Origin of the sequence: Cognatiluteimonas weifangensis (genome assembly GCF_003416885.1) — a bacterium.
GTDB lineage: Bacteria > Pseudomonadota > Gammaproteobacteria > Xanthomonadales > Xanthomonadaceae > Cognatiluteimonas > Cognatiluteimonas weifangensis.
The window spans coordinates 1-12,863 of record NZ_QVPD01000019.1 but is presented as its reverse complement, the minus strand read 5'-3'; the positions used below and the strand labels follow the sequence as shown (position 1 = coordinate 12,863).

The window sequence follows — 12,863 nt, the reverse complement described above, 5'->3', positions numbered from 1 at the left end:
TGCACTTGGGGGGTGCATTCACCGCGCGTTCCGCACAGGTCGGGTCGCCGGCTTCCCCCACAGAAGCTCCGCGCTTGAAAGGATGTCTTCCCGGCGTGTCCGAACGGGCCAGGTCACCAGCTCCCCCCGCAGCAGCTTCCGCGCTCGGGATGTATCACGGCACGGCCCCCAAAGGCTCGCGAAAAGGAACCAAAATAAAACGCCGGTCGCAGCAAGCGACCGGCGTCTGGAGTTCCCGGTTGGCCGTCGGCTACGGTTTTGCCGGCACGCCCAGTTCCGCGAGCACCTGCGGCGCCGGCATCACTTCCTGCAGGAGCCAGCGCATGTAGCGCGCGTCGAGCGCGATCATGCGGGTCATTTCCGGGTCGAACACCCAGTTGGACACCACCGCTTCCCAGTTCATGTCGAACGCCAGTCCGACCAGCTCGCCGCGCGCGTCCATCACCGGCGAACCGGAGTTGCCGCCGGTGATGTCCAGGTCGGAGAGGAAGTTGACCGGTACGGTGCCCAGGGCCGGATCCGTCAGACCGCCGTAACGCTTGGCGGCGATCGCCTCGAGCAGCGACTGCGGCGCGTCGAACGGCTCCTTGCCGGTGGCCTTGGCGGCGACCTGCTCCAGCGTGGTGAACGCCGGCTGGCGGCTGCCGTCGAGCTTGGTGTAGCCCTGCACGTTGCCGAAGGTGATGCGCAGCGAGGAGTTGGCGTCGGGATAGACCGATTCGCCCCGGCTGGCCTTGTAGTCGGCCACCGCCTGCAGATACAGCGGCCGCGCCAGCAGTTCGTCGCCCTGGCGCGCCTTGTCCTGCTGCTCGATCGCAAGGATCGTGGGCATCACCGCCACCGCGAACCGCACGGCCGGATCGGTGCTGGCCTCGAGCGCGGCGCGGTCGGCCTTGAGCAGCGCCAGGCGCGTGTCGGTATTGCCGAGTCCGGTTTCGGCGAGTCTGGCGAGCGCGGCCTGGACCGCGGCCTCGTCGTTGCCGCCAAGCCAGGCGTCGACCGCGGCAATGCGCTGGTCGGCCGGCAGTTTCACGTATTCGCGCAGCCAGTATTCCTGCATCTGCCGGTCCATTGCCGGGGCGTAACGCTTTTCCATCTGCCGCAGGGAACCCTCGAAGCCCGGCAGGTCGCGCTCCTGGTAACCGGGCTCGCGCTGCGCATCCGGCTTCTGCCGCTCGATCGCCAACCGGTACAGGCCGATCGCGGCGCCGATCGCGCCGGTGCGGCGCAGCTGGCCGAACACCAGGTCGCGCTCGCGGGTGGCGCGGTCGGCCCGGTCGAGTTGCAGCAGCGTATCGTGCGCGGCGAGCGCAGCCTGGCCGGCGTCGCCCTGCGCGCGCAGCCAGGCCAGCACCTTGGCTTCCTCGTCGTGCTTGGTCCGGCTGGCGTGGATGCGCTGGAAACCGGTCAGCTGGCCGTCGTAGTTCTTGAGCACGTTCTGCCAGCCCTTGACCGTGCTGGCGTACTTGACCTCGATGTCGGCGTCCTTCGCGCCGGCGGCCTCGACCAGCGCGACCAGGTTTTCGTAGTGGCGCTTGACGGTCGGGAAGGCCCATTGCGCGGTCTCGTCGAACTCCGCGGCCAGCGCATAGCGTGCGGTATAGCCCGGATAGCCGGCGACCATGACGAAATCACCGAGCTGCAGCGGCTGGCTGGCGAGCTTCAACCAGTGTTTCGGCTGGTAGGGAACGTTGTTTTCGGAATACGCCGCCGGCTTGCCGTCCTTGCCGACGTAGGCACGGATGAAGGCGAAATCACCGGTGTGCCGCGGCCACATCCAGTTGTCGATCTCGCCGCCGTAGTTACCGACGCTGCGCGGCGGCGCGTAGACCAGGCGCACGTCCTTGATCTCGAGATTCTTGAACAGGCGGTAGACGTTGCCGCCGGAGAAACTGTAGAAGCGGCAGCGATAGCCGGCCTCGGCCTCGCAGGCGGCGACCAGCTGCTTCTCGATGGTTTCCAGCGCGGCGCTGCGGCCGGCGGCGTCGGGGGCGGCAGCGATCGCGGCCTTGACCTGGGCGGTGACGTCCTGGATCGAGTCGAGCGCGTAGATGCGCGCATTCGGGCCGGCGGACAGCTCGTCGGCGCGGGCGGCGGCGTTGAATCCGGTCTCGATCAGGTTCTTCTGCGGCGTGGAGTTGAGCTGCAGCCCGCCGTAGGCGCAATGGTGATTGGTCACCACCAGGCCCTGCGGGGAGACGAAACTGGCGGTACAACCGCCGAGCGACACCACGGCGCCCATCGGGTCGCCGGTCAGGTCGGCCAGTTGTTCCGGTGCCAGCTCCAGCCCGGCTTTCTGCAGCGGCCCGGCGATGTCCGGCAATTGCTGCGGCACCCACATGCCCTCGCCGGCCGTGGCGTTGCCAAGGAAGCCGGCCAGCGCGAGGGCGGCGGCGAGTACGGAAGGACGCATCGGATTCTCCTGTGCGGGGGACGCCGCAGTTTAGCCGGCCCGGGCCCGGCGGGCGTGGGCCGGTCGGCCGGTGCCCGGAATCCGGCATGCCGGGCCGGCGCAGGTCCGCTGCGGCCGCAGCGGGAGCCGCGCGTATAATTTCGCCATGCGGCCACCGCCGTCGCCACGCGCGACCGCTTCCCCGGAACGGAACGACAGATGACCCAGACCATGAAGGCGCTGGTCAAGCGCGAGCCCGGCAAGGGCATCTGGATGCAGGAGGTCGCGGTGCCCGCGCCGGGCGCCAACGAAGTCCTGATCAAGGTCGAGAAGACCGCGATCTGCGGCACCGACCTGCATATCTACCTGTGGGACGAGTGGAGTCAGCGCACGATCCGGCCGGGGCTGGTGATCGGCCATGAATTCGTCGGCCGCATCGTCGAACTCGGCGCCGGCGTCACCGGCTACAGGGTCGGCCAGCGCGTCTCCGCCGAAGGCCACATCGTCTGCGGCCACTGCCGCAACTGCCGCGGCGGGCGCCCGCACCTGTGCCCGAACACCGTCGGCATCGGCGTCAACCGCGACGGCGCCTTCGCCGAATACATCGTGATGCCGGCCAGCAACCTGTGGCCGATCCCCGACCAGATCCCGAGCGAACTGGCCGCGTACTTCGACCCGTTCGGCAATGCCGCCCATTGCGCGCTGGAATTCGACGCGGTCGGCGAGGACGTGCTGATCACCGGCGCCGGTCCGATCGGGATCATCGCCGCCGGCATCTGCAAGCACATCGGCGCGCGCAACGTGGTGGTCACCGACGTCAACGACTACCGGCTCAAGCTCGCCGCCGACATGGGCGCCACCCGCGTGGTCAACGTCGCCAATGGCTCGCTGAAGGACGTGATGGGCGAGCTGCACATGGAAGGTTTCGACGTCGGCCTGGAGATGAGCGGCAACCCGCGCGCCTTCGCCGACATGCTCGAGTGCATGTACCACGGCGGCCGCATCGCGATGCTGGGGATCATGCCCAAGGGCGCCGGCGCCGACTGGGACCGGATCATCTTCAAGGGCCTGACTCTGCACGGCATCTACGGCCGCAAGATGTACGAGACCTGGTACAAGATGACGCAACTGGTGCTGGGCGGCTTCCCGCTGGGCAAGGTGCTGACCCATCAGTTGCCGGTCGGCGACTTCCAGCAGGGCTTCGAGCTGATGGAAGCGGGCCAGGCCGGCAAGGTCGTCCTCAGCTGGAATTGACCCGGCACCGCTTCGTTGCGGGCGCGGCATGAGCCGCTGCCTGCCGTTCTGCCGATTGCCTGCGTGTCCGCGGCTTGCGCCGCTGCCGCGGCAATCCCCGCCTCAAGGATCCGTCCGATGTCCCTGACCGAGCGCTACGCCACCGAACTCGACACCATCCGCGATGCCGGCCTGTTCAAGGCCGAGCGCATCATCACCTCGCCGCAGGCCGCCGAGATCACCCTCGCCGACGGCCGCACCGTGCTGAATTTCTGCGCCAACAACTACCTGGGCCTGGCCGACCACCCGGCGATGATCCAGGCGGCGAAGCAGGCGCTGGACACGCACGGCTTCGGCATGGCCTCGGTGCGCTTCATCTGCGGCACCCAGGACCTGCACAAGCAGCTGGAACACGCCATCGCCGATTTCTTCGGCACCCAGGACACGATCCTCTACGCCGCCTGCTTCGACGCCAACGGCGGCCTGTTCGAGCCGCTGCTGGGCGAGAACGACGCGGTCGTCTCCGACGCGCTCAACCATGCCTCGATCATCGACGGCGTGCGCCTGTGCAAGGCGAAGCGCTACCGCTACGCCAACTGCGACATGGCGGACCTGGAAAAGCAGCTGCAGCAGGCCAGGGCCGACGGCGTCGGCACGATCCTGATCACCACCGACGGCGTGTTCTCGATGGACGGTTTCATCGCCCCGCTGGACGAGATCACCGCACTGGCGCGCAAGTACGACGCGCTGGTGCACATCGACGAATGCCATGCCACCGGCTTTCTCGGCGCCAGCGGCCGCGGCAGCGCCGAGGTCAAGGGGGTGATGGACAGGATCGACATCTTCACCGGCACGCTGGGCAAGGCGATGGGCGGCGCGCTCGGCGGCTTCACCACCGCGAAACGCGAAGTGGTCGAACTGCTGCGCCAGCGCTCGCGTCCGTATCTGTTTTCCAACTCGCTGCCGCCGCACGTGGTCGCCGCCGCGATCAAGGCCTTCGAGATGCTGGCCGGTGCCGGCGATCTGCGCGAACGGCTGGCGGCGAACACCGCCTACTTCCGCGAGCGCATGGCTGCCGCCGGCTTCGACATCAAGCCCGGCGTGCATCCGATCTGCCCGGTGATGCTGTACGACGCGCCGCTGGCGCAGCGCTTCGCCGAACGGCTGCTGGAGGAAGGCATCTATGCGATCGGCTTCTTCTTCCCGGTGGTGCCGCAGGGCCAGGCGCGGATCCGCACGCAGATCTCGGCCGCACATACCCGCGAGCATCTGGATCGCGCGATTGCCGCCTTCATGAAAATCGGGCGCGAACTCGGCGTCCTGAAGGGCTGAACGGCCGCTGCGCCGGAAGAGCACGCACGCACGTCGTGACGGCGACCGTCGACTGCAGGCACGTCCGCAACCATGCGAACGGCACCGGCCCCGCTGGTGCGACAGGACGCGGGTGGCCCAGGTGGCGGAAGCCGGGTACCGGGGGGTCAGCGTTCAGTCGGACTTGTTCGGCACCGCAGCCGGGGCCGCTGACGATGCATCGGGCGCTTCCATCGACCCGGGCGGCAGCGTCGCGGGAGCAGCCGGTTCCCCCGGCGTGTTACCCGCAGGAACCGGGGCCGTAGTACCCGCGGCGGCCGCGGCCGGCTCCCCGTTGACAGCGGATGCAGCAATCGCAGGCGCGGCGCCGCGGGCCACGCGCACGCCGCGCGACTTCATCCAGGCGCTGAATTCGTCGGCGGTCATGTTCTTGCCGTTCTGGCTCATGTTGAAGCGCCACGGCGTGTTGTCGAACTGCGTGCGCGGCTTGTAGGCCGCCGGATCATCCGGATTGACGACACCAGGCGCAGGCGTGGCCGTGGCGACGCCCTGACAACTTTCGATGCGGATCCGCAGCAGCACCTGATCCACCGCCAGCGATTCGTCGAAGGCCTGCGACAGCACGCCCCCGGACGCGCCCAGCTGGCCGTAGACCGCGGCCAGTTCGCTGGCGACCGGCGCCACCACCGTCGGCCGCAACGGCGGCTGCCCGCGCGTGGCGGCGCAATCCATCGCCTGCGCGAATCCGGGCGTCATCAGGCCCGCCAGCAGGATCGTCGTCGTCGCGCGCATCTCGCCACCTGTGCCTGTCCGCCGAATCGTCGCGAGTGTAGGCGGCGACGGCGCGGGTCACAACCCGTGCACGCCTGCGCACTCGCGAACGCGCATTCAGGCCCTGGCGGCGTGCGCCAAAAACGAAGCCCGGCACGAGGCCGGGCTTCGGGTGTTGCTGGAGCGAGTGGAACTCAGTTCTGGACGTTCAGCTCGGTGCGGCGGTTCTGCGCACGGCCTTCCGGATTGTCGGAACCGTCCTCGTTGGTGTTCGGCGCGATCGGGCGGCTCTCGCCGTAGCCGTTCGGGCCCACCAGGCGCGCGGCGTCGATGCCGTTGCTGGTCAGGTAGTCGTACACGGCGCTGGCGCGACGCTCGGACAGACCCTGGTTGTAGGCATCGGTACCGACGGAGTCGGTGTGGCCGGCGACCTCGACCTTCAGATCCGGGTAGCGCTTCAGGATCTCGATGGCCTCGTTCAGGATGGCGACCGCGTCCGGGCGCAGGGTCGACTTGTCGAAATCGAAGTTCACGCCCTTCAGGTCGATCGACACCGGCACCGGGCAGCCGTCCGGACCGATCGTCTGGCCGGCTTCCGAACCCGGGCACTTGTCGTCGCAGTTGTTGACGCCGTCGCCGTCGTCGTCCAGATCGGCGCAACTCGGCGCCACCGGCGCCGGGGCCACCGGGGCCATCGGCTCCGGCCCGAGGGCCACGGTCACGCCGACCGAAGCCAGCAGGTCGGTGAAGTAGTCTTCCTGCAGCTGCGCCGCGCGCCCCTGGGTATCGTCGAAGTCGACGCGGGTGCCGACTTCCGTGCGCATATCCACGCGGCCGAAGTCGAACTGCAGGCCGGCGCCGAGATTGACGGCGACATTGTTGTCCTCGTGCTGCATCGGGAAGCCGCCGTCCGGGGTACCGAACGCTGGGTCGCGGACAAATTCTTCCTCATGCCGCTGCCAGCCCAGGCCCATGCGCACATACGGCCACCACTTGGAATCGGCGTTGCGGAAGTGGTAGCGGGCGTCGGCGGAGATGCCGTACTGGCTCCACCACAGACCCGAATTTTCCGCACCGAAGTCGGAGTTCTTGTCGGGGTTCTGGTAATTCAGCTCGACGTCGACCGACCAGTTCTGGTTCAGGAACTTGCCCATGCCCAGGGTCGCGAACGGCACATCCTCGGTGCCACGGTCGGTGTCCTGGAAGTTGACGCCGACGGAACCGGCGACGTACCAGCGGTCGTCGAAATCCTGCGCGGCGGCGGCCTGTGCCACGCCCAGCCCGGCCAGCAGGGCGGCGCAGAGGAGTTTCTTATTCATCTTCAGCTCCTTGATCAGATAAAGAAATGCGTAAAGCGTGGTGTATGTTGAGACGGCCCTTTCCGCACGCCATCCCGGCTAGATTAATGCCGGCCCCGTGAAGGCCTTGTTAACAATACCATAACAGTTGAAATCTCACCAAGGATCCCCGTCCGGCGATCCTACACCCGATACAGGTTCATGAACTGATCCACCGGCAAGGCGTCCAGCCGGCCCGGATCGGCCGCCAGGGCCATGATCCGGTCGACCTGGTCGGCCGGCAGGTGCCCACGCAGGGCGGCCTCGCACTTGGCCATCAGCACCGGGATGCCCTCGGCGCGGCGCCGGCGATGGCCGATCGGATAGTCGATCGCCACCCGCTCGGTCGCGCTGCCGTCCTTGAAGAACACCTGGACCGAGTTGCCGATGTAACGCTTGCCTGGATCGAAGTAGTCCCGGGTGAACTGCGGGTTCTCGGCCACCGTCATCTTCGCGCGCAGGGCGTCGATGCGCGGGTCGGCGGCGACGTCGTCGTTGTAGTCGTCGGCGGTCAGGCGGCCGAAGATCAGCGGCACGGCAACCATGTACTGGATGCAGTGGTCGCGGTCGGCGTAATTGGCCAGCGGGCCGGTCTTGTCGATGATGCGGGCGCCGGCTTCCTGGGTCTGGATCTCGATCCGCTCGATCTGGTCCAGGCGGTCCTTCACCAGCGGGTGCAGCTGCATCGCGCACTCGACCGCGGTCTGGGCGTGGAATTCGGCCGGGAAGCTGATCTTGAACAGCACGTTCTCCATCACGTAGCTCCCGAACGGGCGCTCGAACTCGAACGGTTTGCCACCGAAGGCGGCATCGTAGAAGCCCCAGGTCTTCACGCTCAGCGCACTGGGGTAGCCGACCACCTGCTTGTCCACCGCATTCAGCGCATGGGTGACGGCGCGGCGGCAGGCGTCGCCGGCCGCCCAGCTCTTGCGCGGGCCGGTATTCGGAGCGTGGCGGTAGGTGCGCAGCACGCCGTTGTCGATCCAGCTGTGGGAGACGGCGGTGACGATCTCGTCCTTGCCGCCGCCCAGCATCGCGGTCGTGACTGCGGTGGACGCCAGGCGCACCAGGATCACGTGGTCCAGGCCGACCCGGTTGAAGGAGTTCTTCAGCGCGTAGCAGCCCTGGATTTCGTGCGCCTTGATCGCCGCGGTGAGCACGTCGCGCACGGTCAGCGGCTGGCCGCCGTCGCGCAATTCCCGGCGACTGAGGTAATCGGCCACGGCCAGGATCGCGCCCAGGTTGTCGGACGGGTGGCCCCACTCGGCCGCCAGCCAGGTGTCGTTGAAGTCGAGCCAGCGGATCTGGGTGCCGATGTTGAATGCGGCCTGGACCGGATCGAGCTCGAAATTGGTCCCCGGGACGGTGGCGCCGCCGGGCAGGATCGCACCCGGGACCACCGGGCCGAGGTGCTTCACGCAGCCCTCGAACTTCATCGCCAGCATCGCGCAGGCGAGCGAGTCGAGCAGCATGTAGCGCGCGGTGTCGTAGGCCTCCTGCGAGTCGATCCGGTAGTCGACGACGTAGTCGGCGATGTCGACCATCGGCTGGTCGGGCTGCGGGCGGACGGCGGAACGGGCGTCGTGATGGCTCATGGGGGCGGACTCTTCCGGACTGCGGCGGGGAGCCCGCTATTTTGCCAGAGCGACAGGCGAACACGCCCAAGGCTGCCGGGGCACCCCGGAAGTGTCGCAGCCACGCTGCTGCTCACGGTCACGGCGCGGCCGGGCAGGACCGCCGGCGCGCGAAGCTTGAGCCCGGCGCCGATTCCCGGCATCGTGCCGCTTTCCGTACGCAAGCGTATGCGCGCATGACGCCAGTCCCGCCACCGATGGCCGCCGGCACCGCCGGACCCTACCCGCACCTGTTCGCGCCGCTGCAACTGGGCTTCACCACCCTGCGCAACCGGGTGCTGATGGGCTCCATGCACACCGGTCTGGAGGACCGTGCCCGCGACTTCCCGAAACTGGCGGCTTATTACGCCGAACGCGCGGCCGGCGGCGTCGGCCTGATCGTCACCGGCGGCTTCGCACCCAACCTGGAGGGCTGGCTGAAACCATTCGCCGGACGCCTGTCGCTGCCCTGGCACGTGCGCCGGCATCGGCTGGTGACCGCGGCGGTGCACGCGCACGCGGCGAAGATCTGCCTGCAATTGCTGCATGCCGGCTGCTACGCCTACCACCCCCTGTCGGTGGCGCCGTCGCGACTGAAGGCGCCGATCAACCCGTTCACGCCGCGCGCGCTGACCGCCCGCGGCATCGAGCGCCAGATCCGCGCTTTCGCCACCGCCGCGGCACGGGCGCGCGAGGCCGGCTACGACGGCGTCGAAATCATGGGTTCGGAAGGCTACCTGCTGAACGAATTCACCGTGCCCCGGGCGAATCGCCGCGAGGACGGCTGGGGCGGCGATGCGGCCCGGCGCATGCGCTTTGCGGTGGAGATCGTGCGCCGGGTGCGCGAGGCCTGCGGCGACGATTTCATCCTGATCTACCGGCTGTCGCTGCTGGACCTGGTGGACGACGGCTCGGACTGGGGCGAGATCGTGCAGCAGGCGCAGGCGGTGGAAGCCGCGGGCGCGACGATCATCAACAGCGGGATCGGCTGGCACGAGGCACGCATTCCCACCATCGCCACCTCGGTGCCGCGCGCGGCCTTCGCCGGGGTCACCGCGAAACTGCGCCCGCACGTCGGCCTGCCGCTGGTGGCGAGCAACCGCATCAACATGCCGGAGGTGGCCGAGGCGGTCCTGGCCGGCGGCGGCGCCGACCTGGTGTCGATGGCGCGGCCGCTGCTGGCCGATCCGGAGTGGGTCGACAAGGCCCGCACCGGCCGCAGCCGGGCGATCAACACCTGCATCGCCTGCAACCAGGCCTGCCTGGACCAGGTGTTCGAGAACAAGCGGGCCAGCTGTCTGGTCAACCCGCGCGCCTGCGCCGAAACCGAACTGGCCTACCTGCCGAGCGCGCGTCCGCGGCGCATCGCGGTGGTCGGTGCCGGTCCGGCCGGGCTGGCCTGCGCCACGGTGGCGGCGCAGCGCGGGCATCGGGTGACCCTGTTCGAAGCGGCAGCGGAGATCGGCGGCCAGTTCAACCTCGCCAAGAAGATTCCCGGCAAGGAAGAGTTTCACGAGACCCTGCGCTATTTCCGCCATCGCCTCGACGAGACCGGGGTGGACCTGCGGCTGTCGACGCCGGCCGACGTGGCGGCTGTGGCGGACTTCGATGCGGTGGTGCTGGCCACCGGCGTGGTCCCGCGCGCCGTCGGGTTCCCCGGCGCCGACCATCCCAAGGTAGTTGGTTACCTGGATGTGCTCACCGGGCGCGTGGTCTGCGGGCCGCGGGTGGCGATCGTCGGCGCCGGCGGGATCGGGTTCGACGTCGCCGAATTCCTGGCCCAGGCCGGGCCGTCGCCGGCGCTCGACCCGACGCGCTGGATGGCCGAATGGGGCGTGGACCCGGCGTTTCAGGCCCGCGGCGGGCTGGTGCCGCCGCGCCCGGAGCCGGCCGCCCGCCAGCTGTGGCTGCTGCAGCGCAGTCCCGGGCGCCCGGGCGCGCGCCTGGGCCGCACCACCGGCTGGATCCACCGCGCCACCCTCAAGGCCAAGGGCGTGCAGATGCTGGGCGGGGTCGAATACCTGGGCGTCGACGATGCCGGCCTGCGTATCCGCGTCGCCGGCGCCGAACAGCAGCTGGCGGTCGACCAGGTCGTTGTCTGCGCCGGCCAGGAGCCGCGCCGCGAACTGCTCGCCGGACTGCAGGCACGGGGGCGGCCGGTGCAGGTCATCGGCGGTGCGGAGCGCGCAGTGGAACTGGACGCCCGGCGCGCGATCGACCAGGGCAGCCGGGTCGCGGCGGCGCTCTGAAGCCCCGCATACCGCAGCGCAACATCCGCGAATCCCAGCCAAATCAAGTCTTTCTGAATTTTCGGCCAACCTGCGTTCAGCCTACGTTTGGTTTCGTGCCTTTACCGTGCGCCCACTTTCTGCCCGCCTCCTCTTTGCGGGCACCGGTGCCAGGCTGCCCTTCGGCGGCTTTTGGCACCCGGGCAAAGGCGCGCCGCAGAGCCGCCGCCCTCCCCAGTACGCCAGGCCGGTCCGGTCGCTGACCCCGCTTCGACATGCGCGGGAGCAGCCTCGCGGGCCGGCGCAACGGAGCAAGGAGTCGCCATGAAGCTGGTCTGGATCCTCTGGCTGTCGCAGTTCCTGCCGCAGCCGGCCGCCGATTCGCTGTGCCTGAGCACCACCGTGTACCTGGAAGCCCGCGACCAGTCCGTGCGCGGCCAGCGGGCGGTGGCCGAGGTCGCCCTGCGTCGCCGCGACAGCGGTCTGTGGGGCGACAACCTGTGCGCGGTGGTCACCGCGCGCAAGCAGTTCGCCCCGAGCCTGGTCTCGCCCAACACCCGGCTCGCCAACACCGACGCTTGGGCCGCGGCGGTCACCATCGCCCTGGAGTCGGAGCGCAACTGGGCATTGCCCCGCGGCGAGCGCAGGGAAATCGTGCCGGGCGCCAGCCATTTCGCCGCCACCGCGATCGCCTCGCCCAGCTGGCGCAGCGCCTACCAGGTCGCCACCATCGGCGACCACACCTTCTACAAGGTGCAATCGCTCAAGCCGCGCAAATCCTGAGCGGCTGCGCAAGCTCGCCACCGCAACAGGCTGTTGCGGCCGGCGCGCTGTCCGCCCCGGCACCGCACCCCGCATAGTGGTGGATTCACTGTGCGGAGGTTTCGATGAAGCTCTACTACTCGCCCGGCGCCTGCTCGTTGGCCAGCCACATCGTGCTGGAGTGGATCGGCGAGCCTTACGAGGCGGTGCCGGTCTCGCGCGAACAGCGCAAGACGCCCGAATACCTGCAGATCAATCCCGCCGGCGCGGTCCCGGCATTCGAGCACGACAGCTGGGTCCTGACCCAGAACGCGGCGATCCTCAACTACCTCGCCGACCGCTTCCCCGAAGCCGGCCTGTGCGGCGACGGCACGCCGAAGTCGCGCGCCGAGGTGAATCGCTGGCTCGGGTTCGTCAATTCCGACGTTCACCCCGCCTTCCGCCCGCTGTTCGGCGCCACCGCCTACCTCGGCGACGACGCATCGATCGAAAAGAGCAAGGACCATGCGCGCAGCACGCTGCGCGGCCTGTTCGAGCGCGCCGACGGACAACTGGCCGGCCACGAGTGGATCGCCGGGCCGCGCTCGATCGCCGATACCTATCTGTATGTCGTGACGCGCTGGACCCAGGCGGTGGGCGTGGCCTTGTCCGGACTGGCCCACCTGGATCGCCACTTCGCCGCGATGCAGGCCGACCCCGGCGTGCAGCGCGCACTCAAGCAGGAAGGTCTCGCCTGAGCCCGAGCCGACGCCTGCACGGAAAGGCCGCGCATCTGCGCGGCCTTTTTTGTGGTTCAACTTCCGGGTGCCGGAACATTGCGGAAAACCGGCGGCCGTCCTTGTGGGGCCTCATCGCGAATCCACCCGTGGAGGCTCGGCGTCGGCATTCCTCCCACGCACGGACCGAGCCAGTGCGGGACGCCGTGAACCCATTTCCGAACGCGGCTACTGCGGGGGAAGCCGGTGGCCCAGCCAGTGCGGGACACGTCATGAAGCCTTCCCTTCAAGCGCGGAAGCTTCTGCGGGGAAGCCGGCGGCCCAGCCTGCGGGGGTGCGTCGTGCCCTCCCTTCAAGCGCGGAAGCTTCTGCCGGGGGAAGCCGGCGGCCCGGCCTGTGCGGGGTGCGTCGTGCCCCCCCTTCAAGCGCGGAAGCTTCTGTCGGGGGAAGCCGGTGGCCCGGCCTGTGCGGGGCAGGCGGTGAATGCATCCCCAAGCGCG

At 69.0% G+C, this 12,863-nt stretch carries 8 protein-coding genes and 1 pseudogene; 5 read left to right on the top strand and 4 right to left on the bottom strand.

What is annotated here, in order from left to right; genetic code table 11:
* Positions 1–250: 250 nt before the first annotated feature.
* On the bottom strand, positions 251–2,341 hold the full coding sequence (locus D0Y53_RS12345) for a S46 family peptidase (protein WP_199492065.1): 2,091 nt from the start codon (positions 2,339–2,341) through the stop codon (positions 251–253).
* Positions 2,342–2,611: 270 nt separating this feature from the next.
* Between D0Y53_RS12345 and tdh the strand changes: the two genes are divergently transcribed.
* Both tdh and kbl read left to right on the top strand, forming a co-directional pair.
* On the top strand, positions 2,612–3,646 hold the full coding sequence (gene tdh / locus D0Y53_RS12340; protein ID WP_199492064.1) for an L-threonine 3-dehydrogenase: 1,035 nt from the start codon (positions 2,612–2,614) through the stop codon (positions 3,644–3,646).
* Between the two features lie 117 nt (positions 3,647–3,763).
* Positions 3,764–4,957: a glycine C-acetyltransferase gene (gene kbl / locus D0Y53_RS12335; protein ID WP_117203627.1), complete on the top strand. Its 1,194-nt coding sequence runs from the start codon at positions 3,764–3,766 to the stop codon at positions 4,955–4,957.
* A 288-nt stretch (positions 4,958–5,245) separates the two neighbouring features.
* Here kbl and D0Y53_RS12330 read toward each other — a convergent pair.
* The 3 genes and pseudogenes from D0Y53_RS12330 to D0Y53_RS12320 all read right to left on the bottom strand — a co-directional run.
* Positions 5,246–5,728: pseudogene (locus tag D0Y53_RS12330) on the bottom strand (hypothetical protein); the annotation flags it as partial.
* A gap of 173 nt (positions 5,729–5,901) precedes the next feature.
* Entirely contained in the window at positions 5,902–7,026 is a 1,125-nt protein-coding gene (locus tag D0Y53_RS12325; protein WP_117203626.1) for an OmpA family protein, read from the bottom strand.
* 161 nt (positions 7,027–7,187) lie between these two features.
* Entirely contained in the window at positions 7,188–8,639 is a 1,452-nt protein-coding gene (locus D0Y53_RS12320) for a bifunctional 2-methylcitrate dehydratase/aconitate hydratase (RefSeq protein WP_117203625.1), read from the bottom strand.
* A 236-nt stretch (positions 8,640–8,875) separates the two neighbouring features.
* On the opposite strand from D0Y53_RS12320, the gene D0Y53_RS12315 reads away from it, so the two are divergent.
* The 3 genes from D0Y53_RS12315 (at position 8,876) to D0Y53_RS12305 (ending at position 12,384) form a co-directional block, all read left to right on the top strand.
* Positions 8,876–10,906 (top strand): NADPH-dependent 2,4-dienoyl-CoA reductase, encoded by a 2,031-nt coding sequence (locus tag D0Y53_RS12315; RefSeq protein WP_117203624.1) that lies wholly within the window; start codon positions 8,876–8,878, stop codon positions 10,904–10,906.
* A gap of 303 nt (positions 10,907–11,209) precedes the next feature.
* A complete protein-coding gene (locus tag D0Y53_RS12310; RefSeq protein WP_117203623.1) occupies positions 11,210–11,668 on the top strand; it encodes a cell wall hydrolase in 459 nt (152 codons plus the stop codon).
* Positions 11,669–11,772: 104 nt separating this feature from the next.
* Positions 11,773–12,384 carry a glutathione S-transferase family protein gene (locus D0Y53_RS12305; RefSeq protein ID WP_117203622.1) on the top strand — a complete coding sequence of 204 codons (612 nt, stop codon included), beginning with the start codon at positions 11,773–11,775 and terminating at the stop codon, positions 12,382–12,384.
* Positions 12,385–12,863 lie beyond the last annotated feature (479 nt).